The sequence below is a fragment of the Methylobacterium sp. Leaf469 genome (genome assembly GCF_001424745.1).
Classification (GTDB): domain Bacteria; phylum Pseudomonadota; class Alphaproteobacteria; order Rhizobiales; family Beijerinckiaceae; genus Methylobacterium.
Map to the genome: position 1 here is coordinate 176,457 of NZ_LMRE01000034.1, position 26,714 is coordinate 203,170.

At 71.5% G+C, this 26,714-nt stretch carries 18 protein-coding genes; 5 read left to right on the forward strand and 13 right to left on the reverse strand.

What is annotated here, in order from left to right; genetic code table 11:
• The first annotated feature begins 89 nt into the window (after positions 1 to 89).
• Together ASG60_RS14880 and ASG60_RS14885 are read left to right on the forward strand one after the other, a co-directional pair.
• Complete coding sequence (locus ASG60_RS14880) at positions 90 to 3,836, forward strand: AAA family ATPase (protein ID WP_056386408.1); 3,747 nt, start codon at positions 90 to 92, stop codon at positions 3,834 to 3,836.
• Between the two features lie 251 nt (positions 3,837 to 4,087).
• Positions 4,088 to 5,344 (forward strand): MFS transporter, encoded by a 1,257-nt coding sequence (locus tag ASG60_RS14885; protein WP_056176569.1) that lies wholly within the window; start codon positions 4,088 to 4,090, stop codon positions 5,342 to 5,344.
• A gap of 55 nt (positions 5,345 to 5,399) precedes the next feature.
• Here the strand turns inward: ASG60_RS14885 and ASG60_RS14890 are convergent, their stop codons facing one another.
• Positions 5,400 to 6,164, reverse strand: a complete 765-nt coding sequence (locus tag ASG60_RS14890; RefSeq protein ID WP_056268005.1) for a ComF family protein — start codon at positions 6,162 to 6,164, stop codon at positions 5,400 to 5,402.
• Between the two features lie 64 nt (positions 6,165 to 6,228).
• The gene (locus ASG60_RS14895; RefSeq protein ID WP_056176563.1) at positions 6,229 to 6,447 is read right to left on the reverse strand and encodes a hypothetical protein; all 219 of its coding nucleotides are present in this window, start codon (positions 6,445 to 6,447) and stop codon (positions 6,229 to 6,231) included.
• Positions 6,448 to 6,582: 135 nt separating this feature from the next.
• Between ASG60_RS14895 and ASG60_RS14900 the strand changes: the two genes are divergently transcribed.
• Together ASG60_RS14900 and ASG60_RS14905 are read left to right on the forward strand one after the other, a co-directional pair.
• A complete protein-coding gene (locus ASG60_RS14900; RefSeq protein ID WP_056176560.1) occupies positions 6,583 to 7,476 on the forward strand; it encodes a methyltransferase domain-containing protein in 894 nt (297 codons plus the stop codon).
• On the forward strand, positions 7,473 to 7,835 hold the full coding sequence (locus ASG60_RS14905) for a DUF427 domain-containing protein (protein ID WP_056305527.1): 363 nt from the start codon (positions 7,473 to 7,475) through the stop codon (positions 7,833 to 7,835). The genes ASG60_RS14900 and ASG60_RS14905 overlap by 4 nt, the downstream gene beginning before the upstream one ends.
• Positions 7,836 to 7,966: 131 nt before the next feature.
• Here ASG60_RS14905 and ASG60_RS14910 read toward each other — a convergent pair whose 3' ends face one another.
• From ASG60_RS14910 to argJ, 4 genes are all read right to left on the reverse strand, one after another.
• Positions 7,967 to 9,472 carry a DUF6880 family protein gene (locus ASG60_RS14910; protein ID WP_056386410.1) on the reverse strand — a complete coding sequence of 502 codons (1,506 nt, stop codon included), beginning with the start codon at positions 9,470 to 9,472 and terminating at the stop codon, positions 7,967 to 7,969.
• Between the two features lie 113 nt (positions 9,473 to 9,585).
• On the reverse strand, positions 9,586 to 10,014 hold the full coding sequence (locus tag ASG60_RS14915; RefSeq protein WP_056176544.1) for a (deoxy)nucleoside triphosphate pyrophosphohydrolase: 429 nt from the start codon (positions 10,012 to 10,014) through the stop codon (positions 9,586 to 9,588).
• On the reverse strand, positions 10,011 to 10,748 hold the full coding sequence (locus ASG60_RS14920) for an SIMPL domain-containing protein (RefSeq protein ID WP_244476683.1): 738 nt from the start codon (positions 10,746 to 10,748) through the stop codon (positions 10,011 to 10,013). Before ASG60_RS14920 ends, ASG60_RS14915 begins: the two co-directional genes overlap by 4 nt.
• On the reverse strand, positions 10,745 to 11,995 hold the full coding sequence (argJ, locus tag ASG60_RS14925) for a bifunctional glutamate N-acetyltransferase/amino-acid acetyltransferase ArgJ (RefSeq protein WP_056386412.1): 1,251 nt from the start codon (positions 11,993 to 11,995) through the stop codon (positions 10,745 to 10,747). Before argJ ends, ASG60_RS14920 begins: the two co-directional genes overlap by 4 nt.
• A 273-nt stretch (positions 11,996 to 12,268) precedes the next feature.
• Here argJ and ASG60_RS14930 point away from each other — a divergent pair, with 273 nt between their 5' ends.
• Complete coding sequence (locus ASG60_RS14930; protein ID WP_056386414.1) at positions 12,269 to 12,670, forward strand: hypothetical protein; 402 nt, start codon at positions 12,269 to 12,271, stop codon at positions 12,668 to 12,670.
• A gap of 63 nt (positions 12,671 to 12,733) precedes the next feature.
• Here ASG60_RS14930 and addA read toward each other — a convergent pair whose 3' ends face one another.
• From addA to ahcY, 7 genes are all read right to left on the reverse strand, one after another.
• Positions 12,734 to 16,183 (reverse strand): double-strand break repair helicase AddA, encoded by a 3,450-nt coding sequence (gene addA, locus ASG60_RS14935; protein ID WP_056386416.1) that lies wholly within the window; start codon positions 16,181 to 16,183, stop codon positions 12,734 to 12,736.
• Positions 16,183 to 19,350, reverse strand: a complete 3,168-nt coding sequence (gene addB / locus ASG60_RS14940; protein ID WP_244476684.1) for a double-strand break repair protein AddB — start codon at positions 19,348 to 19,350, stop codon at positions 16,183 to 16,185. The genes addA and addB overlap by 1 nt, the downstream gene beginning before the upstream one ends.
• Before the next feature lie 119 nt (positions 19,351 to 19,469).
• Positions 19,470 to 20,207, reverse strand: coding sequence for a nucleotidyltransferase family protein (locus ASG60_RS14945; protein ID WP_056267992.1), 738 nt, complete (start codon positions 20,205 to 20,207; stop codon positions 19,470 to 19,472).
• Positions 20,208 to 20,276: 69 nt separating this feature from the next.
• Positions 20,277 to 20,702, reverse strand: coding sequence for a VOC family protein (locus tag ASG60_RS14950; RefSeq protein ID WP_056386418.1), 426 nt, complete (start codon positions 20,700 to 20,702; stop codon positions 20,277 to 20,279).
• A 4-nt stretch (positions 20,703 to 20,706) separates the two neighbouring features.
• Positions 20,707 to 22,236, reverse strand: a complete 1,530-nt coding sequence (gene tsaE, locus ASG60_RS14955; RefSeq protein WP_056176965.1) for a tRNA (adenosine(37)-N6)-threonylcarbamoyltransferase complex ATPase subunit type 1 TsaE — start codon at positions 22,234 to 22,236, stop codon at positions 20,707 to 20,709.
• A gap of 189 nt (positions 22,237 to 22,425) precedes the next feature.
• The gene (locus tag ASG60_RS14960; protein ID WP_056386420.1) at positions 22,426 to 24,921 is read right to left on the reverse strand and encodes a PAS domain-containing sensor histidine kinase; all 2,496 of its coding nucleotides are present in this window, start codon (positions 24,919 to 24,921) and stop codon (positions 22,426 to 22,428) included.
• A gap of 322 nt (positions 24,922 to 25,243) precedes the next feature.
• On the reverse strand, positions 25,244 to 26,644 hold the full coding sequence (gene ahcY / locus ASG60_RS14965; RefSeq protein WP_056176521.1) for an adenosylhomocysteinase: 1,401 nt from the start codon (positions 26,642 to 26,644) through the stop codon (positions 25,244 to 25,246).
• Positions 26,645 to 26,714: the final 70 nt, after the last annotated feature.

Below are 26,714 nucleotides of genomic sequence, written 5' to 3' on the forward strand. Positions count from 1 at the left end.
TCCTCAGCCCGCAGGACCCGCCGGGGGGACACGCCGCACGCGGCGGCCTAGAACAGGGGCCGTCCATCCCCCGCTTCAGGTGACAGCGTTTGCGTATCCTCGCGATCCGGGGCGAGAACCTCGCGAGCCTCGCGGCTCCCTTCGACATCGATCTCGCGAGCGGCCCCATCGCCGCCACAGGCATCTTCGCCATCACGGGCGAGACCGGCGCGGGCAAGTCGACCATCCTCGACGCCCTGTGCCTCGCGCTCTACGGGCGCTATCCGCGGGTCGCCTCGGGACGGCGGGAGGATACACCGGACCCCAGCGGCGAAGCCGTCAGTTCGAGCGACGGACGCGCCATCCTGCGGCGCGGGGCGGCGCAGGGCTGGGCGGAAGTGGATTTCGTCGGCCAGGACGGCGTCGCCTATCGGGTGCGCTGGGAAACGATCCGCGCCCGGGGCAAGGCGGACGGGCGCCTCCAGGCCGACCGGCGCACCCTGCACCGCCTCGCCGACGGCAGTGCCGTGGAGGGGGGCAAGAAGACCGCCGTGACGGCTGCCGTCGAGGCGTTGACGGACCTCACCTTCGACCAGTTCCGCCGGACCGTGCTCCTGGCGCAGGGCGAGTTCGACGCCTTCCTGCTGGCGGCCGAGGGCGAGCGTGGCGAACTCCTCGAAAAGATCACCGGCACGGGCATTTACACGGAGATCTCGAAGCGGGTTCACGCAGGCGCCGAGGCCGAGCGCGCCGCCCTGAAGATCCTTGAGACCCGCCGCGACGCCGTCGGGCTCCTCGACACCGAAGCGCGGGAACGGATCGGCACAGAGCGTGCCGCCATCGCGAAAACCCTCGCGAACCTGTCGGACCACCAAGCCGCGCTCCGGGCCGCCCTCGACGGCGCCGCCCGCCTCGCCGAGGCCCGGCTTCAGGTCGCCGCCGCGGAAACCCGGCTCAGCGAGGCCCAGGCCGCCGAGGCGGCGGCGGTGGCCGACAGGCGGCAGCTGACGGAGCTCGATGCCGTCGAGTCCTTGCGCACGGTCTCCGATGCCGTCGCCACCACGCGGGCCGAGGTGGAGGCCGCCGACATCGACCTGACGATGACGCGCGCGCGGCTCGCCGAAGCCGAGACCCGTGCCGCGGCGGCGACGGAGGTCCAAGGCCGGGCGCGGATGGCGGACGAAGCGGCCGAGACTTTGTTCAAGGCGTTCGCGCCCGTCTGGACCGAGGCGGCACAGCTCGACGTCGTGATCGTCGAATCGACCCGCGAGGCCGCGCAGGCCGAGACCGGGGCCGAGGCCGCCACCGGTAGGGCGGAGGCCGTCGAGGCCGAACTGTCCGATCTGCGTCAGCGCCACGATGCGGCGGAGGCCGCCCGCGCCGAGGTGGCGGCCCGGCACGACGCGGATCGGGGTGGTGCGTATCTCGCTGGCCGGGCCGAGGAGGTCACGGGCCTGTTCGCGAAGCGCGCCGCCCTGCGGTCACAGCTCGCCACGACGATCTCGGAGCGGGAGCGGGCGAAAGCCGAGGCGGAACGCGGAGCCCGCGTGATCGCCGAAGCCGAAGTGCAGATCCGCGACGCTCGGGAGGCGCGCACCCGGACCCTGGCGCAGCGCGCGGAGCGTTTGGCCGGTCTCGCGGCCCTCGACGAGCCGGCCGCCCGCCGGCGGTCGGCCGTGCTCGACGAGGTTTCGGACGCCCTGCGCGAGGCGCTGCCCCTGGCCCGACGCCATGCCGAAGCGGTCCGAGAGGCGGCGGCGGCGGAGGCCGAGGCCGAGGCGGCCGGGCAGGCGGCGCTGATGGCGGAGACCGAGGGAGCCTCGGCCCAACGGGACGAGGCCGAAGCCATGGGCGGGCGCCGTGAAGTCGCCGCCATGGCCGAGCGCGCCGAGGCCAGCGTGTCGGAGCGGGCGGCCCAGCTGCGCAGTCTCCTCGCCGCAGGCGAACCCTGCCCGGTCTGCGGCGGCATCGACCATCCGCACGCCCATGCGGACGATGCCTTGAGCCGACATGCGGAAACATTGCGCGCCCGCCGTGCCGAACTCGAGGAAGCCCTCGCGCGAGCCGGCGCTGCGCGTGCGCGTGCGGCCGGGGCCGCGGCGGCGGCGGCGGCCCGCCACGCTGAAGCCCTCCGGGCGGGGGCAACCGCGCGGACCAACCTCGACGGCATCGCCAGCGCCTACGAGGTGCTGCGTCCGGCCCTGGTGGCAGGCAGCACCGGCGCCGGAATCGCCCTACCGGTTCCGGTGCGGCTCGCCACGGATGCCCTCACGGCCCTGGCGGCGGCGGCGCGCCAAGCCCGCGAGGCGTCGAGGGGGACGTTGGATGCGGCGGAAAGCCTGCGCGGCGACATCGAGACTCTCGGCCGGGCCGCCGAGGCGGCCGGAGCGTCGATGGAAACGGCGGGGACGTCGGTCACCGAGGCGCGCACCACCGTCCAGGCGGCCGAACTCGCCGCCGAGGGGGCGCGGACCCGTGCCGAGGGCTTGGCGGAACGCATCGAATCCCTCGGGCGCGAGGCCGCCTCGGCCCTCGCAGCGGCCGACTTGACCCTGGCCGACCTCGACTGCGACGGCGCGGCGGCCGTGCGCCGGGTGGCGGCGGCGGTCGCGCAGCACCGGGCTCTCGGCGAACGCCGCCTCGCGCTCGAGGCCGAAGTCCGCACCCTCTCGGAAAAGAAAGCCAGCGCCGTATCGGCCCTCGTCGGCGCCCAGTCGATCCGCGAGACCGCGCGAGCCGCCCTCACCGGCCGGATGGCAGCCCTCGCCGAGGCCCGGGCACGGCGCGCGCCTCTCCTCGATGGCGAGGACACGAGCGTCCATCGCAGCCGGATCAACAACGACCGGCTCGCGGCGCAGAATACCCTCAAGGCCGCGGCGGAGGCCCATGCGTCGGCCCTCGCGGACCTTGCCGGCGCGCGCAGCTCCGCCGAACACGCGACCGCCCGGAGGGAGACCGCCATCGCCCGCCACACGGCGGCCCGCGCCGCCTTCGCCACGGCATGCGGGACGCGGATGCCCGAGGCAGTCGTCGCCCTGCTCACGCAGGACCCTGCGATTCGAGCTGGCCTGCGGCGGGACGCGGATCAACGCGACCGGGACGTCGAGGCCGCCACCACCGCCCTCGCCACCCGCCGCGCCGACCGCGACGCGCATGGCGCGACGCCGGAGATCGATGTCGCCGCGACCCGGGCCGAAGCGGAAGCGGGCGCGGAAGCCATCGCGCAGCACCAGCAGCGCCTCGGCGCCATCGCGGCGGATCTCGCCCGCGACGACGCGGCGCGCGCCCAGGCCGCCGGCCTGGGCGAGGAGATCGGCGCGGCGCGGGCCGTCTTCGAGACCTGGGACGCGGTGAACGACGCCGTCGGCTCCGCGGGCGGCGACAAGTTCCGGCGTTTCGCTCAGGGCGTGACCCTGGAGCACCTCGTCCACCTCGCCAACGCGCAGCTCGCGGCCTTGAGTCCACGCTACCGCCTCGCGCGCGGCACCACGACGGATCTGGCGCTCCATGTCCTCGACCGCGACATGGGTGACCACCTGCGGGCCACCCGCAGCCTGTCGGGCGGCGAGCGCTTCCTCGTCTCCCTCGCCCTGGCGCTCGCCCTGTCGGGCCTGGAGGGTCGGGATTCGTTCGTCGACACCCTGTTCATCGACGAAGGCTTCGGCTCCCTCGATGCCGAGACCCTGGATCTCGCCGTCGATGCCCTCGAAACGCTGCAGGGACGGGGCCGCAAGGTCGGCGTCATCACCCACGTGGCGGCGATGATCGAGCGCATCGCCGTGCAGGTGCGGGTCGAGAAGCGGGGCAACGGCCGCAGTGTCGTGCGGATCGTGGATGGCGGGATGCCCACGAACTAGGCAGCCTGCGGGTTGGACCGCATCGCCAACGCTTCGCGGCCGGTGGTCGGCGCGGCCGCGGCCGCGGCCCTCGCCGTGGACGCTCGACCGCTCGTCTCAAGTCTGGCACGGCCGATGCTTTCTCGTTCCCGTTGCCGTCACGGCGGCAGGCAGGGCAACGGCGCCCCGCGAGGCGGACGGCGCGAGTCCGAATCCCTTGGCATCAGCGACCGCGCGCCGCGCGGACCCGCGAACCTCGAGACGAGCACTCCATGGCCAGTTTCAAAACCGTGATGAAATCCGGTCACCCCCCGACCCTGTTCGCCGCGTTCCTATACTTCGATTTCTGCTTCGCGATCTGGGTCCTGAACGGCGCCATGGGGCCGTTCATCACCGAAACCTACGGGCTCAGCCCGGCCCAGACCGGGTTCATGATCTCGCTGCCGATCCTGGCCGGCGCGATCATGCGTTTTCCGCTGGGCATCCTCGCCCAGTATATCGGCCGCAAGAACGCCGCGGTGACCGAGATGTCGATCATCATGGCGGCGATGGCCTACGGGTTCTTCTTCGTCCACACCTACAACGACGTGCTCGCCATGGGCGTGCTCCTCGGCATCGCCGGCGCCTCGTTCGGTGTCGCCCTGTCGCTGGGGTCGGGCTGGTTCCCCAAGGAACACAAGGGCTTGGCTATGGGCATCGCGGGGGCCGGCAATTCCGGCACCGTGCTCGCCGTGCTGTTCGCGCCGCCGCTGGCCCAGGCCTATGGCTGGCAGACGGTCTACGGGTTTGCCGGCTGCGTCATGGCGATCCCCCTCGTGGTGATGATCCTTTTCGCCAAGGAGCCGCCGGATGCCGAGCACCAGTCGTTCAAGGAGCACATCGCCTGCCTGTTCCAAAAGGACGGCTGGTCGTTCAACCTCATCTACATCATCACCTTCGGCGGCTTCATCGGCCTGTCGAACTTCCTACCGACGTTCTTCTACGAGCAGTTCGGCGTCACCAAGGTCGAGGCCGGGCGCCTGACCATGCTGGCCGCCCTGATGGGCTCGGGTATCCGGGTGGTGGGCGGCTACTACGCCGATCGCATGGGCGGCATCCTCGTCCTGTCCGTGGTGCTGCTCGCCGCCGTCGCGTCGTTCCTGCTGCTGACCGCGACGCCGTCCCTCGTCGTCACCACGCTCCTGTTCATGCTGTGCTTTGCCGCCCTCGGGGCCGGCAACGGCGCCCTGTTCCAGCTCGTGCCCCTGCGCTGGCCGGCCAACACCGCCGTGGCCGGCTCGATGATCGGCGAAGTGGGCGCTCTCGGCGGCGCGATCCTGCCCAACGTCATGGGCCTGTCGAAGCAGTATACCGGCTCGTTCGCCTACGGCTTCGTCGGCTACGCCGCCTTCGCCGCGGTGGTGCTCGGCTGCCTGCTCCTGTGGCAGCGCAAGTGGGTCGGCGCCTGGGTCGGTCCGCGCGGCAAGGTGCTGGAGCCGGCGTCGCCCGAGGCCGCCAAGGCGAGGCGTCTCGATCCCGTCACCGCCTGAAGCAGAGGCGGAAGCACGATTCGGGGGCCTTCGGGCCTCCGTTTTCGTCTCACGATCAGAGGGCCTCGCCCGCCACCAGGGCGAAGGTGAGCACGTCGACCTTGGCCGCTCCGGCGCGCAGGAGCACGCGCGAGGCGGCGTTGGCCGTGGCTCCGGTGGTGGTGACATCGTCGATGAGAAGCACGCGCCGGCCCTGGAGCCTCGGCCGGGCGGCCTCCGGCACCCGGAAGGCACCCTGGAGATTGCGCGCCCGGGCGGCCCGGGAGAGACCGACCTGAGAGCGCGTCGCCTTCACGCGGGCGAGGGCCTGCACTTCGACGGGTAGCCCCGTGAGCGTGGAGAGCCCCTGGGCGAGAAGAGCCGCCTGATTGAAGCGGCGGCGCCAGAGGCGCCAGCGGTGCAGCGGCACCGGCACGAGGCAATCGGCCTCTCGGACGAGTTCGGCGCCGGCACCTGCCATCATCCGGGCGAGCGTCGGCGCAAGATCGAGGCGGTCGTCGTACTTGAGGCGATGGACGAGATCGCGGGCGATACCATCGTAGAGCACCGCCGCCCGGACCCGGCCGAAGACCGGTGGGTCCGCCATGGCGCGGGGCGAGAGCAGCGGCCCTGTCCCGTGATCGACGGCGAAAGGTGTGCCGAGACGCTGGCAATAGGGCCGTTCGATGAGCCTCAGCTGCGACCAGCAAGCGGGGCAAAGGGCGTGAGGCTGGGCTGTGGCGGCTCCGCAACCCGGGCAGATCGGTGGATAGACGAGGCCCAGGGCGATGCCCCGAGCGGCACGCAGGCCAGCGAGGACGCGGCGGAGGACGGCAACCATGCCGTGCAGCCTACGCCGTCCTCCCTTCCAGGGCGACCGCCTTGTGGGCGGTCGCGGCCGGTCTTCAGCGGGCGGGCGGCGGGGTCTGCTGCTGACGGTCGCGCTTGTTCGCCTGATGGCGACCGACGGCGCAACCGGCGGCCGCGCCAAGGACGCCGTGGCCGGCGACATGACCGGCGACACCACCGACGACGGCGCCCTTGAGGCAGCCCTTCGCCTCTGCGCCGGAGGTGCCGACCAGGGCAGCGACGGTCAGAACTGTCCCGAACAGAATGGATCTCATGGCGATACTGCCTTCCGGTGAACGTGTGAGACTGAGAACATCCGGGGCGGCCTCGGCGTTCCGTCGCCGCAAGCGCTGGTCCCCGGGCGGGGGAAGCGCCATGTTCGGGCACATCACCCTGATGCTCGGGATACGATGACGCGACCGCCGCCCCTGTTCGACACCGCCCTCGCCCGGACGCGCCTCGCCCGCGCGCGACGGGCCGGCTACGCCGATTTCCTCCTTGCCCGAACCATCGACGACTTGGACGACCGCCTGGGCGCGGTGCTGCGCCGGTTCGACCGGGCTCTCGATCTCGGATCCCCGACACCGGACGCCGCCCTGCGCTTGCGGACGAGCGGACGATGTCAAACGGTTCTGCGTCTCGCACCCGGTCCGGAGACGGTGCCGGGCGTCGGGCTCTCGATGGGTGATCCCGAGGCTTTGCCGTTCGCGCCGGGCTCGTTCGATCTCGCCGTGTCGCTTCTCGCCCTCCAGCACGTCAACGACCTGCCGGGCGCCCTGGCGCAGTTGCGCCGGACCTTGAAGCCGGACGGGCTGTTCGTCGGCTGCCTCCTCGGTGGGCGCAGCCTCACGGAACTGCGCCAAGCCTTCGGGCAAGCGGAGAGCGAGATCGAAGGTGGGGTCAGCCCCCGGGTGGCGCCCTTCGCCGAGGTGCGCGAGATGGGCAGCCTCCTGCAACGGGCGGGCTTCGCCCTGCCGGTGACCGACGTCGAGACGCTCACGGTGCGCTACAGTGATCCCTTCGCCCTCATGCGGGACCTGCGTGCCATGGGGCTGACCAACGTGCTCACCGAGCGCCGTCGCACCCCCCTGCGTCGGGCCACCCTGATGCGGGCGGCGGCACTCTACGCCGAGCGCTTCTCGGATCCGGACGGGCGCGTGCGCGCCACCTTCGAGATCCTGTGGCTCTCCGGCTGGGCACCGCATGCGAGCCAGCAGGTGCCGCTCAAGCCCGGCAGTGCGCGCACCCGGCTGGCCGAGGCGCTCGGCACCACGGAACACGATCCCATGGGAAGTCCATCATGAAGCAGCCGAGCCCCGAGCATCCCATCACCCTCGCGCCCCATGCCGGACGGGTCCGCGTGCGGGTCGCCGGCGTGACCGTGGCCGAGACCGGGGCCGCCCTGGTCCTGACCGAGGCCTCCTATCCGCCTGTGCTGTACATCCCGCGCGGCGACGCGATCTGGAGCCATTTCGTGCCGAGTTCTCGCCGGAGCCATTGCCCGTACAAGGGCGACGCCAGCTATTTCGGCCTGTCCGTCGATGGCACCGAACGGCCCGACGCCGTGTGGAGCTACGAGGCCCCGTATCCGGCGGTCGCGGCAATCCGCGATCACCTCGCCTTCTATCCCGACCGGGTCGATGCCATCGAAGTCGTGCCGTAAGGGCCGGCGGCTCCGAGCAAATCCGGGTGATCCCTTCGGGATTGCGGATTCGGGCTTCGCTCAAGCGCCGCGCGGGCTTCGTGATCCTGCGGCCGCTTCGATCAAGCGGCCGCAGGATCACTCGCGCACCATCACTCGTGCACCTGCGACCAGAACGCGGCCTTGCGGCCATGGGTCTTGCGCAGGGCGGCGCGATACGCCGCGTGGTCCGGCACCAGGGCGCCGGGGTCGAGGCGGGCGTCGAGGGCGTCCAGGGTCGCGAGGTGGCGCGCGCCGTGCCCGTAGGCGGCCGAGCGCCCGCGCTCCAGGATATCGTCGACGAGGAGGCGGTAGAGCCGAGCGGCGGCCAGGGGCTCGCTGGCCTCCAGGGCCTCGGCCGCCGGCACCAGGATTTCGTAGCGGCCCCCGTCCCAGGTGTGCGCGGCCACGAGGCGCGCAGCCCGGTCGGGTTTGGGCCAATGGGTGAAGAAGTGCAGGGCGCGGTAGGGGTCGGGATGGGCGGCGGCGTGGGCGAAGGCGCGCTCCAGGGCCTCCTCGTCCTCGAAATCCGGCAGCTTGGCGAGGTGCGCCCTGAGCATCCCGGCATCCAAACTGCGCTCGAACTGCCCCCAGCGCAGGCCTTGCGCCTCCGCGCCCCGCCCGAGGGCGTCGAGGATGCGGATTTCGAGTTCGATCCGGGCGCGGTCGGGCGCTTCCGGGTCGAATTGGCCGGTGACGATCTGCTCGCGGGTGACGACGACGAGACCGCGCTTCTGTGGGCGACGCACCCAGTCGAGGGCCTCGTCGAGGCGCCCGGCCCCGAGGAGGCGTTCGGCGATCTCCGTCCGATCAGGGCGCTCGGGCGCGACTTCGCGTTCCAGAGCGACGAAGGCATCGACGTCGCTGCGCCGGTCGGCCAGCATCTGGCGCAGGCGTAAGGTCCGGCCGCGCGCCACCTGCTGTCCCCAGGCCTGGGCGCCTTTCGCCTTGGCCGGGCGCGGCGGCACGGCTTCGGCCAGACCCGCGTCGAGCCGGGCGCAGGCGGTCTCGGGCAGCCCCGGGATCAGGCCATGGAGCAGATCCTCGACAAGGCCGTAGCCGTCCGCCTCCAGCATCGGCACGAGGCGCAGGGCGAAGGCCGCCGCTTCGGCGGGATCGAGGCTCTTGCCCAGGGCGGCCGCCGCCTCGGCTGCGCGGTCGAAGACGCCGTGGACCTGCCCGTTCGAATCGTCGACCCGCTCCAGCACGCCGGGCGCGGCGGCGAGGAAGCGCACCAGCCGGTCGAGGCCGGCCCGCGCGTCGAGGGGGGCGAGTTCGGTCACCATAGTGGTCAGCGTGGCGTCGAGGTCGGCCGCGAAGGCGCGGCGCTTCTGCCAGTCGATATAGCCGGCGGCCCGCTCCAGGGCGGTGAGGCGCCGGTCGATGAGGGCCGCCACCGCTTCGGGTCCCTGGAGCGCGGCCACGGCCGCCGTGACCAGCTTCTTGAAGGCCGGGTTGCGCCCGGTCTCGTCGAGGACGAGGCGGATCAGCCGGTCCAGGCCGAGCTCGGTCAGGGTCTCGGGACTGGGCGCGGTCTTTCGCGCGGCGCGCTTGGGTTTGGCCGCCGGCTTTACGGCCGACTCGGGCGCCGCCTGCTTCGTCGCCGCCTTGCGCGCCATACTCGCATCGCCCTCCCGGTCAGGCCCGCACGATGTCGCGGGATGCCTGTGACATCAAGGCCCCGGGGACCCTTCAGGGTCCCGGGGTCCCTTTCAGGGTCCCGGAGCCCCTTTCAGGGGCCCAGGAGATCGACGAGGAACGGGATCAGCGGCGCGTCGGCGGGCGGCATCGGCTGGTCCTTCAGGTCGCGCGGGCGCACCCATTTCAGGGCCTGCCCCTCCATGGAGCGCGGGATCCCGTCCCAGCGCCGGCAGACGTAGAGGGGCATGAGGAGGTGGAAATCGGGATAGGCGTGGCTGGCGAAGGTGAGCGGCGCGAGGCAGGCCTCCTTCACGGCGATGCCGAGTTCCTCGTGCAGTTCGCGGATCAGGGTCTCCTCCGGACGTTCGCCGGGATCGACCTTGCCGCCGGGGAACTCCCACAGGCCGGCGAGCTGCTTGCCCGGCGGGCGCTGGGCCAGGAGCACCCGGCCGTCCGTATCGACGAGGGCCACGGCGACGACGAGGAGGATGCGCAACGGCGTGGGTGCGGGGGCGCTCATGGCGCGATGGCGAAGGTGGCCGACACGTCGGCCGCCGTCTCGATGGTGCCGGCGACGAGGGGCACGGGGGCGCCCCGGCCTTTGGAGCGCACCGCCATCGGGGCGGGCATCGGGGCATAGGGGGACGAACCGGCCTCGGCCGGCGAGCGGATGGCGACGACGCGCCCGAGGGTGACACCGGCGGCTTCGGCCAGACGCGTCGCCTGCATGGTCGCGTCCTTCATGGCGGCGACCCGCACGGCCGCCTCGGCGGCGTCGGGATCGCGCAGGCCAAAGCTGACGCCCTCGATCCGGTTGGCCCCGGTCTCGAGGGCGCGGCGCATGAGATCGCCGAGGCGGCCCATGTCGGCGAGCCGCAGGCGGATGGTGTTGGCGGCGCGGTAGCCGTCGGCCCGCTCGCTGACGCTGCCGTCGGGCTGGCGCACGCTCCGGGTCACGGGCTGGAGGGTCACCGCCGTGGTGCCGATATCGGCCTCCGGCACCTTGAAGGTTTCGGCGAGCGCGATGAGCCCCTTGGCGGCGGAACTCGCTGCATCGAGGGCGACGGCTGGCGTCGCGCCCTTGGCCTCGACGCCGATCTCCACGGAGGCGAAGTCCGGCGCGGTCTCGGCCCTTGCCCGCCCGACGACATGGATGCGACCGTCCTTCAGGGTGGGCGCCTCCTCGGCGCCCGCAGGGGCGATCCAGGCAACGGCGAGGGCGGCGAGCGCCAAGGTGCCGACGCGGGCGCTCACGAGCGGTAATCTCCGTTGATGGCGATGTAGCCCTGCGTCAGATCGCAGGTCCACACACGGGCCGTACCGTCGCCGAGGCCGAGTTCGACCCGGATCTCGATGTCGGATTCGCGCATCACGGCGCTCGCCGCATCCTCGCTGTAATCCGGGTCGCGGGCGCCCTCGCGGGCGACCCGGACATCGCCGAACCAGATGGCGAGGCGGTCGCGGTCGGCGGGCTCGCCGGCCTTGCCCACCGCCATGACGACCCGGCCCCAATTGGCGTCCTCGCCGGCCACCGCCGTCTTCACCAGGGGCGAGTTGGCGATGGATAGGGCGATGCGATGGGCCGAGGCGTCGCTGGTGGCGCCTTCCACCCGCACGGTGACGAACTTGCGCGCGCCCTCGCCGTCCTTGGCCACGAGCTGGGCCAATTCCACCAGGAGATCGTCGAGCTTGTCCCGGAAGTCGGCGAGGCGCGGGTCGGCCGCGTCGGTGATGGCAGCGTTGCCCGCAGCACCCGTCGCGAACAGCATCAGGGTGTCGGAGGTGGAGGTGTCGCCGTCCACCGTCACGCAGTTGAAGCTTTTCACGGTTCCAGCGGTGAGCAGCGCCTGCAGCACCACTTGCGGCAGGGCGGCGTCGGTGAAGGCGAAGCTCAGCATCGTCGCCATGTCGGGGGCGATCATGCCGGCGCCCTTGGCGATGCCGTTGAGGGTCACCGTCGTGCCGTCGATGCTGGCTTGGCGCGTGGCGAGCTTCGGGAACGTATCGGTGGTCATGATCGCCTGGGCCGCCGCGCTCCAGGCGGCGGCACCGCCCTCCGTGCGGGTGGCGCAATCGGCGAGCACGCCCTCGAACTTCGTGGCGTCGAGGGGCTCGCCGATGACGCCCGTCGAGGCGATGAACACCGCCTCGGAGGCGCAGTCCGCCGCGCGCGCCGCGATGGCGGCGGTCAGCTCCACGGCCTCGCGGCCCCGTGCGCCCGTGAAGGCGTTGGCGTTGCCGGAATTCACCACGAGGGCGCGTGCGCCTTGGCTCCCCAGGGCGTGCCGGCACCAATCCACGGGGGCGGAGGGGCAGCGCGAGCGGGTGAACACGCCGGCGGCCTCAGTCCCCTCGGAAAGAGCGACGTAGAGCACGTCCGTGCGTCCGGAATAGCGGATGCCGGCCTGCGCCGTGGCGAGACCGACGCCCGCGATGGCCGGGAGATCCGGCTGATGCTTGGGCGCCAGCGGCGAGACGGGAACGGTCTTGGCGGATGCCATCGGGGTCGGTCTCCGGCTGTCGGCCGCTTCGAGCGCGGGTGATCCCGGGCGTCGAATCGAGCGGCCGGGCGGTGTTGCCCCGACGGGGCTCTCGCCGTCAACGGCGTACCTGGGGGAACGAGTCGACCGGCTGGCGGATTGCCTCATCGGTGACCAGCTGGAAAGCGCGAGTTGGGCTTGTGTCGCCGGCCCGGCGTGGCTTAGCATGTTGCAATGCAACCCATTCGAGGTGTCGATCACGGTATGGCCAGGCGCGCATGGGGAGTCTCGACCATGGAACAGGCCGCCTCGTCCGGTGGCGCCTACGGCGTCCAAGTCCTGATAGCGGGGCGCCAGAAGCATTGGCGCGATGACGTTGCTGCTCAGATCCGCCGTGCCGGCTACGCAACCACGACGGTGGATTGCGGTGTGGACGCCATGACCGTTCTGGCACTCGGCCTGCCGGTGGATGTCCTCGTCACGGATCTCAGCCTCACGGGTGAACTCGGCTGCGTGCAGCTCGCCCTGGAGGCGCGCGCCCTGCGCCCCGACCTGCGCATCGTCTTCGCCAGCGATGCCCCGCATGTCGATATGGAAACGACCGGTCTCGATACGGATGATCTCTACGTGGTCGCTGCCGAACGCACCGATGCGGTCGCCATCACCGTGCGCGAGGCCCTGGCGGCCCGGACCTGAGTCGGTCGGCCCCACCTCCACGATCTCGTGACGATCGACGGTCGCGTCCAAGCGGCCTCGTCTTCAAGCCGCGATCTTGCCGAGGGCCATGGCCTGTTCATCCGCGGACAGGTGACGCAGGGTCGGTCCCGAAGTCCAGACCAGCATCGGCACAATGCGCCGCCCCGGAAAGATCTGGGCGAGAAGCGCGGCATAGAGGGCGATCTGGCGGGTTTCGGCCTCCGGCAAGGGTGCATCCTCGGCCGGGGCACGACCGGTCTTGAAATCGGCCACCACCACCGCATCGGGACCAATGGCGAGGCGGTCGACCCGGCCGAAGACCGGGCGCTCGACCCCGTGCACCACGACGCGCCCGGACAGGGTCACCTCCGCCCGCGCACCGTGGGCGAAGAGCGGTTCCAGATCGGGATGATCGAAGAGCCGCATCGTGGCGGTGACGATCGCTTTGCGCGTCGCATCGTCGAGGGTCGGCGCACGCGCATGCACGAACCGGGTCGCGGCGGCCCGGCGTTTGCGTGGATCGAGACGCGGCAGATGCTCGATCAGCGAGTGGATGAGTACGCCCCGGCGCCGCGCTTGCGCATCGCCGAGACGCCGTCCGGGCTCACGCCTCGGATCGGCTGCCGCAAGGGCTCCGGACGGGCTCACGGGGGGAGGAGCCTCGGCCTCGTCGGGGACGGGGGTTTCGAGCCAGGAGGGTACGGACTCGGCCTGGGGCCCTACGATCGCGACCGCCGCCGGGGATACAGCGGTGCTGCCTTCGTGCCAGACGGTGACGGGGCCGTAAGGCCGTTCCAGTGTGGTGCCTGGTCCGATATCCGCCTCGACGCCCCGCCGGATCATCTCGCACCAGGGGGTCTCGGTCCCGGAATCATGGCCGCGATAGGGCGCGACGACGAGGCGGTCCGCCGCCCGGGTCATGGCGACGTAGAGAAGGCGATGATGCTCTTCGCGGGCCCGGGCCTGGAGGCCGGCCCGGGCCGCGCCGATGGGTTCGCTGTCGTAGGTCTTGGCGCTCGACCACACCGGCGGCAGGCCCCCCGCGAGGGTGAGAAGCGGGGGATCGTTGCGGCCCAGCGGCTCGCTGCCGTCGATGATCACCACCAAGGGTGCTTCCAGGCCCTTGGCGCCGTGAACGGTCATCACCCGGACCTCGTCGCGTCCCGATTCGAGGTCGCGCTTCACGGTGTGTCCGGCCTCTCCCCGCCCCGGCACCGTGGCGTAGCGGGCGAGGAACCCGCCGAGCGACGCCGCCTCGCCGGCCTGCTCCGCCTGGGCGGCGGTCGTAAGGAACACATCGATGGCGTCGCCCGCCTCGCCGCCCAGCCGCGAGACCAGGGCGCGGCGCCCCCCATGGGCACCGAGGATGGCGGCGTAGAAGCCGAACGGGCCTTCGCAGCCGGCCAGGCGAATCCACAGGCGCAAGGCGTCCTGCCCCCGAATCGCCGCGGGGTCGCCGGCGGCGGCATGGCGGGCCAGCGCGTCCTCCAGGGTCTCGGATTCGGCGCGCCGCGCGGCGATCCGCACGAGATCCTCGTCGTCGAAGCCGACCAGAGGTGTCTTGAGGGCGCCCGCCAGCGTCAGGTCGTCGGCGGGCAGCAGTCCGGCGCGGCCCACCGCCACGAGGTCGTTGACGGCGATGTGGGCGGCGATGTCGAGGCGATCCTGGCCGGCCACGGGCACGCCCAGCGCCTTCATGGCGCGGATCACCTCCTCGAAGGCGACGGAGCGCTTGCGCACGAGGATGAGGATGTCGCCGGGACGCCAAACCCGCCCGGTCTCGTCGCCCGCGGTGGTCCATGTCGCGGCCGCCCGCGCAACGCGACGCGCGGTGACCACCGCCGGAGCGCTGGCTTCGGGCGCATCGACGGGCGCGGCCCAGGCATCGGGCTCGACCTCGGGCTGTGGTTCGGCGACCGGCCAGAGTTCCAGGGCGCCGGGCGCGGTGGCCCGTGCCGTCGAGTGGACGGTGCCCACGGCCGCGTCCTCGAAGGACAGCCCGTCATAATGCTCGGGGATCTTGAAGGTGGCGTCGACGGCTCCGAGGACGCCGCGCGTCGAGCGGAACGACAGGGTGAGATGCACGTCCTCGAAGGGTAGGTCGGCCGCCGCCGCCGCCTTGATCCATTCCTTGCGGGTGGTCTCGAACTCACGGGGCTCGGCGCCCTGGAAGCTGTAGATCGACTGTTTGGGATCGCCCACGGCGAAACGCGTCCGCACCACGTCGCGGGCGCCTTCGCCGGCGGCGAACTCGGCGGTGATCCGGCGCAGGATCTCCCACTGAAGCGGATTGGTGTCCTGGGCCTCGTCGACGAGGACGTGATCGACACCGCGATCGAGCTTGTACAGCACCCAGGCGGAATCGACCCGGGCCAGGAGGTCGAGGGTCTTGTGGATCAGGTCGTCGAAATCGAGGGCCCCGAGGCGCGCCTTCTCGGCCTCGACCCGGCGGTGGATCTCGACCGCCAGGGTGAACAGCGCGCGCGTGCGCTCCAGCGCGCGCGCGCTGCGCAGGGCATCGTCGAGGGGGGCGATCCGGTCGCGCTCCTCGATGAGAGCCTGTCGAACCTCCTCCGGCACCGCCTTGGTGCCCAGGCTCCGGTCGGCCTTCGGACTGCCGTCCTTGGTGAAAAATACGGCGCGGTACGCACCGAGCCGCTCGGATCCCTCCGCCGCCTCGGCTTCGCGGAGCTTGTCGGCCAGTCCCTCGTCCGTGGACTTGCCAGTGCGCAGGCGGGCGGCGAAGTCCGTCAGATCGCCGAGGCCGCCCGCGAGAATGCGGGCTTCGACATCCACCACGGTCTCGCCCGCCTTCAGGTCGAGGGCACCGGCGAGCGCCGAGAACGACCGTTCGAGCCCACCGCGTTCGGCGAGCACGCCGCGTGCACGCATGGCGGTGCGGAGGGTGCGGCGGAGGGTGTCGCCCGTCGCCTCGGCACTGACGATGGCCCATGCGGCCGAAAGGGCGTGGTCCGCGCGCGCCGAGATCGCCGCGGCGTAGACCGCATCCACCGCCGCCGCGAAGGCCGCATCCGCGTGATCGTCGTCCAAGACCTCGAAGCGGGCCGGTACGTTGGCCTCGAACGGGAACATGTGCAGCAGGCGCTCGCACAGGGCGTGCAGGGTTTCAATCTTGAGGCCGCCCGGCGTCTCCACGGCGCGGGCGAACAGGCGGCGTGCCACCTGCAGCGTCTCGCGCGAGGGTGGCGCGCCGGTGAGCGCCGTCAGCTCACGGGTCAGGGTGGCCGCATCGAGGGTGACCCAGCGGCCGAGCACCCGGAACACCCGGATCGACATGTTGGCGGCCGCCGCCTTGGTGAATGTGAGGCACAGGATGCGCGCCGGAGGAGCGCCGTCGAGCAGCAGGCGCACCACCCGGTCGGTGAGCACCTTGGTCTTGCCCGCCCCCGCATTGGCCGAGACCCAGGCCGACGCCCGCGGATCGGCGGCACGGCGCTGCGACGCCTGGGTGAGATCGTCGACGACGAAGGATCTTTGCGAATGCGCCGTCATCAGGCTTCCTCTTCCCCACCGAGCGACCATTCGAGCACCCGAGCGAGATGGTCGTAATCGCCGTAGGACTTGGCGAATTTCGGGTAGGGGCGCGAGGTGTAGGCCGCCTCGCCGGTGAGGAAGCGGGCGAGGAGACCGCGCAGGCGGCCCTCGTGCTCGGCCACGATGGCGGCGACCTCGCGGTCCTCGCCCTTCGGGGGCTTCACGGGGAGCGGCTCGAACGGTTTGCGCCCGCCGGACGCGTACACGTAGAGGAGGTCCGGCGTGACGGGCGTCCGGGGCAGCCCGTCGAAGGCGCCGTGCATGAGCATGGCCGCCTCCAGGGTGAGCTGGGGCGAGAACCCGGCGAAGACCTCCTTGTTGCTCGGCGGCTGGCCGGTCTTGTAGTCGACGATGCAGGCGGTGCCGTCGCGGCCGAGTTCGATCCGGTCGGCGCGGGCACGCAGGGTGAAGGTCTCGTTGCCCAGCGGAATCAGCCACTTGCCCGAGACCTCGCCGTGCACCCGGGTGAGGCCGCCCCGGCGCGCGGTCTCCCAATCGAGGAACCGCGTCGAGAGCCGCTCGTAGCGCGGCCACCATTCGGCATAGAGCGCCGGATAGGTCTTGGAGATCGTCGCGAACTCATCCTCGGCGATGGCTCCGAGCCGATCACGGGCGATGTCGGGCTCGGGCAAGGCCTCCGGATACGCCTGCGCGAACTTTCCCAAGATCTCGTGGACCAGGGTACCGCGCTCGCTCGCACCGGGCTGCGCCGCCACGGGTTCCAGGGGGTCGAGGCCGAGCACGTGCCGCGCGAAGATGACGTAGGGGTCGCGTACCAGGGTCTCGATCTCGGTGACGCTGAGGGTCCGGGGGAAGAGGGCCGGGTCCGGCCGTGGCTTGGGCTGTCCGAGGCGCGGTACGGGACCGCCGCCGCGGTCGAGGTGGGCAGCGTAGGCCGTGAACCGCCTGCCGCCCGCAACCGCCCGTTCCCAGCCCGCGTCCCCGACGAAGGCTGCCAGGCGCTGGAGGAAGCGCGACGGCACCGTCGGCGCGCCCTCGCGCTTGGCCGCCCGGGTGATGACGGCGTCGCGATGGCCCAAAGCCTGGACGAAGTCGTGGGCGCTCTGGCCGATGCGGCGCTCGGGCGGATTGAGGCCGACACGCTCGCGCATGGGCCGGTTGAGGAAGGCGTCGGTGACCGTCTTCATCGGCCACACACCCTCGTCGAGGCCACCGAGCACGATGCGGTCGACGCTCATGAGGCGGGCCTCCAGGAGGCCGAGGATGCGCAGGCGTGGGTGTGGACGTCCGTCGCCGCAGGCCACCGGCCGCTCGCCGGCCAGTGCGGTGAAGAACGCCGGATAATCGGTGAAGTGGCCCGGCATGTCGCCGGGCTCCGCCATTCCAAGATCGTCGAACAGGGTGTCCAGGACGTCGAGGGACGCATCATCGAGGGGCTCGGGCGCCCCGTCGGGCGGCTGGGCCAACAGTGCCTCGACGGTGACACGGTGACAGGCGGCGTAGGCGACGAGGTTGCCGACGCCCTCGTGGTCGGTCGGTAGGAAGCCCGCGAAGGCGGCCTCCAGGCGGGTGAGGATGTCCGACGCCAGGTCCCAGTCCTGATCGACGAGGCGGCGCTTGGCCCGGGCGCGGCGTTCGGTGGCGCTCCGCTGATCGGCGACCGCGCGGTGCAGGCCGGCGAAGCCCGGCGCGGGGGCGGGGCCGCGCAGGGCACCGATTTCCAACGCGGCGGCGGCCCGCACCACGTCGCCCCGGGGCAGGCCGAGCCGGACGAAGGGATGGGCCAGGAGGGTGATGATCCGGCGCGGGCATAGATCGGCGGCGCACTCGGCGGCGAGGCGCGCGAGGCGCCCGGCCCGGCTGCACGACAGGGCTTCGCCGGCGGAATCCTCGGCGACGATACCCCAGCGGGCGAGCTCGGCCGCGACCCGGACGGCGAGGTTCCGATCGGGCGTGACGAGGGCGGCGGTGGCGCCGGGCGTCTCGAGGGTTTCCCGCAGGGCGATGGCGATGCTCAGGGCCTCCTCGCGCTCGTCGTTGGTCTCGATCAAGACGAGGCCCGCCATGCCGGCCTCGCCCAGCGCCAGGCGTGCGTCCGCGTCGAGGTCGGCCCACGCCTCCGTGGTCTCGGCCGGGCGCAGGGCCTGCGAGAGGAGCGCCGCGCGGGCGCGCGCCGCCGTGCCGGGCTCGCCCAGGACCACGACCGCAGTGCGGGGCATGTCGAGGCCGGTGGGACCGAGGAGCCGATGCAGGATCGCTTGCGGATGGCCGTGGGCGATGGTCTTCGAGAACCCCGCGCCGGTCTCGATGGCGTCCCACCCGGCCGCGTCGAGGTCGGTGTCGAGGCCCGGCAGCACCACGGCGCCGCGAGGCAGGCCGGCCACCGCCGCGATGAGCCGGGTGGTCGCCGGGACCGAGCCGGTGGACCCGGCGATGATCACCGGGTCGGACGGGCGGTCGCGGCGCAGGCGATCGGCCTCGGCGACGACGAGCCTGCGCGAACGCGCCACGGGGTCGCTCATGTGCCGATCGGCCAGGATCTTCGGCCAGTGCTCGGCGGCGATCTTCACGAAATTCAGGGTCAGGCCGAAATAGCGCGAGTACTCGACCTCGACGGCGCCGGCGATCTCCTCCCAGGGCAGCCCCTCGACGGTGAGCGCATCCATCAACCGTTCGAGATCGGCCGCAAGCGCCACGGCGTCGGAGGGTGAGGACGGCACCAGGAAGGGCACGTCGTCGTCCATGGGCAGGAGGGTGCGATCCACGGCCTCCGCCCATTGCTGAACGAGGCGGGCGAGGATCAGCCTGCGCTCCAGGGCCGGCATGGCGGGCGCGAGCACATCCGGTCCATTCTCGAGGAGCGGCGTGGTGGCGAGATCGAGTTCGGCCTCGTCGGCCTCTCCGAGCGGGATCAACCGGGGCAGGAGGGCGGCCTGCCCCAGGCGCTGGGCCAGAAGCGCCGAGAGTGCCTTCGTCGCCCGGCGCGTCGGCAGGTAGAGAGTCACGGCGGCGAGCGCGAAGGGGTCGTCGCCGAGATCGCCCACCAGCCGCCCCGACAGCAGGGCGTCGGCAAGCGTCGGCAGGAACGGCGCACCGGGCGGAATCGTGAAGACGTGGGACGGCGCGGCCGATTCGTCGTCGTGCACGGGGGTCAGGTCATTCACCGTCGATCTTCACGCCGCGGGCTCGTTCGCTCCGCGTTCCAACCGGTTGGAACGCTCAGCAAACCGTCGGTCACCATAGACCCGGGGCCGGCCCTTGCAATGCGGCGGCGTGAAGCCCGCTACGGCACCGGCGCGCTGGCCTTCACCCGGGCTTCGGCCGCGACGATGGCCTCGGGTGTGCCGACATGGAGCCATTGGCCATCGAGGCGCAGACCGTAGAGGCGGCCGGCCGCGATGGCGCGATCGAACAGGAGGTTGAGGGAGAAGGCGCCGTCGGGCGTGTCCGCGAACAAGCCGGGCTTCAGGATCGCGACGCCGGCATAGATGAAGGGCGCAACCTCGCGCTCGGCCCGCCGCTCGAGGCGACCGCCCGAACCCATGGCGAAATCGCCCGCCCCCTCGTAGCCGAGGCTGGTGGCCGTGGGGGCGACGAGGAGAAGGATGTCCATGGTCTGCGGCGACCACGCGGCGACGAGGCGGCCGAGGTTCGAGTCAGGCCCTTCGAGCCAGAATGAATCCGCGTTGAAGACCACGAACGGATCGCCGCCGAGCAGCGGCAGGGCCTTCTTCACGCCGCCGCCTGTTTCCAGCAACCGGTCGCGCTCGTCGGAGACGACGATCTCGGGCGCGGTCCGGCGCTTGCCGACATGCCCCTCGATGAGGTCGGCGAGGTAGTGGACGTTGACCACGGCCTGGGTGATCCCGCCTTCCGCCGCGCGGTCGAGGGCATGGTCGAGGAGGGCGCGCCCGGCCACTTCGACGAGGGGTTTGGGCACCGTCGCGGTGATCGGGCGCATGCGCTTGCCGAGGCCTGCGGCCAGGACGAAGGCGCGGGTGATGGGAGGCGTTTCGGACATTCCAGCGGGGTCTCGCATGGCGCGTCTGGGCGCGGGAGGAATGGAAGAGGACGATCCGGTCCCCCGGGGTCAAGGTGGCAGTCGGACCGTGCCGTCGGCCAGGGGAAGCAGATCGGGGTTCCAGGCCACCTCCCAGAGCGCCCCGTCGGGATCGGCGAAATAGCCCGAATAGCCGCCCCAGAACGTGTCCTGAGCCGGCTTCACCAACCTGGCGCCGGCACGCACGGCATGCGCCAGCACCGCGTCGGCGTCGTCCCGACTCGCAGTGTTGTGGGCGAGCGCAAAGCCACGAAAGCCGCTGCCGTCCGGCGGTACGCCGGCATCCTCGGCCAGGGCCGCGCGGGGGTAGAGGGACAGGACGAGGCCGCCGAGCTGGAAGAAGGCGACGCCCTCCGACGCGTAGGCCGAGCGCGTCCAGCCCAACGCTTCGTAGAAGTTCACCGCGCGGGCGAGATCCGCGACGCCGAGGGTGACGAGGGTGAGGCGCGGGTCCATCGGCTCAGGCCTCCTCGGGCGCCGGCTCCGGTGCGGCCTTCGGTACGAGATCGGGCAGGTGCTCGATGTGCCAGAGGCGCAAGCGGGTCAGGGCCGGGTGGGCGAGGTTGCGGGTAAGGTAGCCTTCGATCCGCGGCAGGTGGGCGAGATAGCCCGGCTTGCCGTCGCGGCGGTCGAGGCGGGCGAAGATGCCGAGGATCTTGGTGGCGCGCTGCGCCGCCAGCACCGCGTAGGCGCGGGCGAAGCCCTGCATATCGAAGTCCGGCTCGCGATTGCGGCGCTCGCGGACGTAGAGGCCGAGCAGGCGCAGTTCGAACTCGGCGGTGGCGTCGACCCGAGCGTCCTGGAGCAGGGAGGCGAGATCGTAGGCCGGGTGACCGAGCACGGCATCTTGGAAATCGATGAGGCCGATGCGCTCCAGACCTTCACGCTGGGGCAGCCAGATCAGATTCGGGGAGTGATAATCACGCAGGGTCCAGGTCGGCCGCTCAGGGATGACGCTGCCCAGGACCTCCGCCCAGAGCGCGACGAATTCCGAGCGGGCCGGGCCGGGCAGGTCCGCGCCCCGGATCGCCGGGCAGTACCAGTCGGGCAGCAATTCGGTCTCGAACACCAGGGCTTCGAGGTCGTAGGGCGGCAGGACGTGGTCGATCCCGTCCGCCACCGGCAGCACGCCGGGCAGTTCCGTGGCATGGAGTTTGGCAAGGAGCCGGACGGCTTCGGCGTAGCGCTCGGGGCGTGGGCCGCTCGCATCCGTGACCGGCTCGGAGCCGAGATCCTCGATGATGAGGAGGCCCTCGGCGAGATCCTCGCCGTAGATGCGCGGGGCCGAAAAACCGAGGGCCCGCAATCCGCGATCGACGCCCACGAATGCGTGGACGCTCTCGGCGAGCTTGACGATGGCGCTGTAGGGTTTGCCGTTGCGCACGGGGGGGCCGTCGCTGCGAGGCGGCGACACCATCAGCACCGCGCGGCTCCCGTCGGGCTTCATCAGCCGCTCGTAGGCGCGCGACGAGGCATCTCCCTGCATCGGGGTGCGCACGGCCTCGTCCCAGCCGCTGCGCACGAGCAGGATGCGCAGGGCCCGCGCCCGCTTCAGCCGGGCGGCCATGCCGCCTGAGCCGTCGATCCGGGCAAAGCGCGCGCCGTCGCCGAACTCGGCCCGCAGGGAGAGATCCACGGTGAGGATCGGTCCCTCACGGTGGCCGAGGCGCTCGGGCCATTCCACCAGGGTGATGGCCGTCTCGGTCATCTCGTCGAAGCCGAGTTCGACGAGTTCGTCGGGGCTGCGCAGGCGGTAGAGGTCGGCATGGACGATCTGGCGTCCGCCCGCAGCCTCGTAGGGCTGGATCAGGGTGAAGGTCGGGCTCGGCACGTCGAGGTCGGGCGTACCGGCGAGCTCGCGAATGAGGGCGCGTGCCAGGGTGGTCTTGCCGCCCCCGAGCCCCCCGGACAGGGCGACGAGGTCGCCGGGCTCCAGCAGTTCGGCCAGGAAGCGGCCGAGATCCTCGGTGGCGCCCTCGTCGGGAAGCATGATCTCCCAGGCCGATCTCGCCTCACGCTGAAGCGTGTCCGCACCGTCCTCGTTCAACACCCAACTCCTACCGTGGCCGCGATCCGTCGCGGGGCCGCACGACGTCCAACATCATAGACGCGCATCCTTAACCAAAACCCCGGGACGGCCGAAGGGTCCCGTGGAAGGCTTACGAATCGGATGGGCCCGCTACTCGGCGGCCGCCCGGCGGGTCGTGCCGGTGGCGATCGGGAAGGTACAGGTGACGCGGGTGCCGACGCCCGGGGCGGATTCGAGGGCGACGCGTCCGCCGTGCAGCTCCACGAACGAGCGCACGATGGACAGTCCGAGGCCGACGCCGCGGTGACGCGTCCCCAGGGTGTTGCTCTCGAACCGGTCGAACACCCGGGCGGCGACCTCCTCGGGGATCCCCCGACCGTGATCGACGACGGCCAGGGTCAGCTCGGTGGCGCTGCGGCGGACCTCGACGCGGACGGGCTGGCCCGGCGCGGAGAAACCGACCGCGTTGGACAGCAGGTTGAACAGGATCTGGCGCACGCGCTTGCCGTCGGCGACGAAGCTGCCGATGTCCTCGGGTACGTCGAGGTCGAGGACGATGGCGGCCTCGGCGAGGCGATCCTCGAGACCGCGCACGGCCGCCTCGACGGTGGCGCGGACATCGACCACCTCGCGCGACAACTCCAGGGAGCCGGCATCGATGGAGGCGAGATCGAGGATGTCGTTGATCATCACCAGAAGCGCGCCCGAGGAGCGCATGATGTGGCCGGAATACTCGCGCTGGCGCTCGTTGAGGGCGCCCACCGTCTCGTCGCCGAGAAGCTGGGTGAAGCCGATGATGTTGGTGAGCGGGGAGCGCAGCTCGTAGGAGACGTGGTTCACGAAGGTGTCGCGCAGTTGCGAGGTGCGCTCCAGGGCGTCGTTCTTGTCGGTCAACGCCCGCTCGACGTTCACGCTCGCGGTGACGTCGATGAGGGTGAGCAGGGTGGCGCCCTCGGGCAGGGGCTGGGCGGCGCAATCGAGGACGGTGCCGTCCACCACTTCCAGGCGACAGGTCAGGCCGGAGCGGCTCTCCAGGCCCGTGATGGCACCGCGGATGTCGAGCCAGGGCTCCTCGTCGGGCGAGAGGGCGCGGCAGGCCTCGATCACCGCATCGACGCGGGGGCGCTCGGACAGGGTCGCGGCGTCGAGGCGCCACAGGGTGGCGAAGGCGCGGTTGGCGAAGGTGAGGCGGCCGTCGGCGCCGAACACCGCCACAGGCTCCTTCAGGGTGTCGAGGGTCTCGGCCTGGACCCGCATGAGCGCGTTGTAGCGCGATTCGAGCTTCATGTTCTCCGAGACGTCGTCGAACAGGTAGGTCAGGCCGCCCTGCGGATTGGGATCGGCGACAACGCGCAGGGACCGGCCGTCGGGCAGGTACCACCACGCCTCGCTGGCCTCCACGGCGCGGTAGGCGGCGAGCACGTCGGCCTTCCACGACTTGAAATCGGCCTGCTCGGGCAGTTTTCGCGACGCGCGCAGGCGGTCGAGGATCTCGCCGTCGAGGGGCCGGGCCTCGAGGAAGGCCTGGTCGAGGTCCCAGAGCTGGCGGTAGGCGGCGTTGTGGAAGATCAGGCGCTGGCGGGCGTCGAACATCGCCACCGCCGTGGGCAGCTGGTCGAGGGTGCGGACGTTGGCGTCCATCTGGCGCTGGAGGTCGGCGCGCACGCTCTCCAGTTCGGACACGTCGACGGCGATGCCGACGCGCCCGGCCTCCACCGCGCTCTCCGTCACGTCGAGGATGCGCAGGCCGCCGGCGACCACGGCGGAGAGGCGCAGGGCGGGGCGGGCGCCGGTGGGGGTCCGGGCTCCGTCGTCGCGGGCGATGAGGTCGCGGGCCTGCCGGTCGAGGAGCTCGAGGCCGAGCGCCGCCTCGCGGCTGTCCGCTTCCACGGCCGCCACGTAGGCGGTGTTGACCCAGGCCAGCGCCCCGTCGCGGTTGCGCCGCCACAGGGGCTGGGGAATCGCGTCGAGGAGGCCGCCCAGCGCCGAGAGGCCGCGCCGCGCCTCCTCGAGGGTGAGGCGCAAGTCTATGAGTTCACGGCGTTCTTCCGTGGTCTCGCGCAACCGCAGGAGGGCGCGGCCGGCGAGCGCCTGACCCTGCGCCTCGACGAAGCGGCCGTCCTGGGTGCGCAGGCTGAGGCGAAAGCCGGTGCCGCGGGCGCGCAGGCCCTCGATGGCGGCGGCGAGGTCGCGGGCGTCGGAGGGCTGGAGCCAGGTGCCGAACTGGAGCAGGTACGCCGGATCGTCGGCCGCGACGCGCCGTCCGTCGAGGGCGAGGCCGGTGTCGCCCTCGACGAGTCCGGGGCCGCGCCCGGTCCAGGTGACGATGACCTGGCGCTCGGAATTCAGCAGCATTTCGGCGCGATCGTGGGCGCCGCGCAGGTGGGTGAGTTCGTGGGTGAGCTCGGCCTCCCGGGCGCTCCAGCGGGCGCGCTCGCGCATGTGGAGCAGGGCGAGGATGGTGGAGAACACCGTCAGCCCGATGAGGATCGCGAGGCCGGCGGCGTTGTGGGTATGCGGTCCGAGGCCGCTCGTCCAGGCGGACGGGTCCGTTCCGGGACCGGCGGCCTGCGCCGTTCCACCGGCGGTTGCGACGACGACAGCACCGGCGCACACCACGGCGCGCGCCGTTCGATCGACCCTCATGATCCGGTCCGCCCCCAAGAATCCCTGACGCGCCGCGCATCGCGACCGCTTCCCCGCCGGCCCCGAAGGGCGTCGGCGGATCACCCCACCTGAGGAATCGACCCCACACTAGCGCGAGGCGGAATCCTCCCGGAAGAGGGTTAAGCCGGACTTATCCGGTTTCGGGCACGCGGGCCGCCGAGGCCGCAGAAAAGTCACAGTACGGTCAAGCTCGGGCGGCCGGGCGCGGAGGGGCGGGCATGAAAAAAGCCCGGCGGAAAGCCGGGCTTTTTCACGAAACCGCGAGGGATGGGGGCGCCCCCGCACGGGGGCGCCGTCCGACTCAGTAGCGGTAGTGGTCGGGCTTGAACGGGCCGGTCTCGGCGACGCCGATATAGGCGGCCTGCTCGGGGCTGAGCTTCGAGAGCTTCACGCCGATCTTCTCGAGGTGGAGGAGCGCCACCTTCTCGTCGAGGGCTTTCGGCAGGGTGTAGACCTGCTTGTCGTACTTGCCCGGGTTGGTCCAGAGCTCGATCTGGGCGAGCGTCTGGTTGGTGAACGAGGCCGACATCACGAAGGACGGGTGGCCGGTGGCGTTGCCGAGGTTCACCAGGCGGCCCTCCGACAGGAGGATGATGCGGTGGCCGTCCGCGAAGGTGATCTCGTCCACCTGCGGCTTGATGTTGGACCACTTGAGGTTCTTGAGACCCGCGACCTGGATCTCGTTGTCGAAGTGGCCGATGTTGCAGACGATGGCCCGGTCCTTCATCGCCCGCATGTGGTCGAGGGTGATGATGTCCTTGTTGCCCGTCGCCGTCACGAAGATGTCGGCGCGGGGCGCGGCGTCTTCCATGGTGACGACCTCGTAGCCTTCCATGGCGGCCTGGAGGGCGCAGATCGGATCGACCTCCGACACCAGCACGCGACAGCCGGCGTGACGGAGCGACGAGGCCGAGCCCTTGCCGACGTCGCCGAAGCCCGCGACCATGGCGACCTTGCCGGCCATCATCACGTCGGTGCCGCGGCGGATGCCGTCCACCAGCGACTCGCGGCAGCCGTAGAGATTGTCGAACTTCGACTTGGTGACGGCGTCGTTCACGTTGATGGCCGGGAAGAGCAGCTTGCCCTCCTTGGCGAGGTTGTAGAGGCGGTGCACGCCCGTGGTGGTCTCTTCCGAGACGCCCTTGATCGAATCGGCGAGGCCGGCGAACCAGCCCTTGGGCTTCTCGGCGAGCTTCTTCTTCAGCAGGGCGAAGAAGATCTCTTCCTCTTCCGATTCGGGCTTGTCGAGGAAGGCGGTGTCGCCGTTCTCGGCGCGCAGGCCGAGGTGCACGAACATGGTGGCGTCGCCGCCGTCGTCGAGGATCATGTTCGGCATGCCGCCGCCGTGCCAGTCGAACAGCTTCGACGTGTAGTCCCAGTACTCCTCCAGGGTCTCGCCCTTGATGGCGAAGACCGGGATGCCGGCGGCCGCGATGGCGGCGGCGGCGTGGTCCTGGGTCGAGTAGATGTTGCACGAGACCCAGCGGATGTCGGCGCCGAGCGCCGCCAGGGTCTCGATGAGCACGGCCGTCTGGATCGTCATATGGAGCGAGCCGGCGATCTTGGCGCCCTTCAGGGGCTGGCTCGCGCCGTACTCCTCGCGCGTCGCCATGAGGCCGGGCATCTCGGTCTCGGCGATGGAGATCTCCTTGCGACCGTACTCGGCCAGCGCGATGTCCTTGACGATGTAATCCTGGGCCATGGGGGTTCCGTCTCTCTGCTGCGTGTTGGCGGGGGCTATAGCAGGGGACGGGATGCGAGGCAATCAAGAC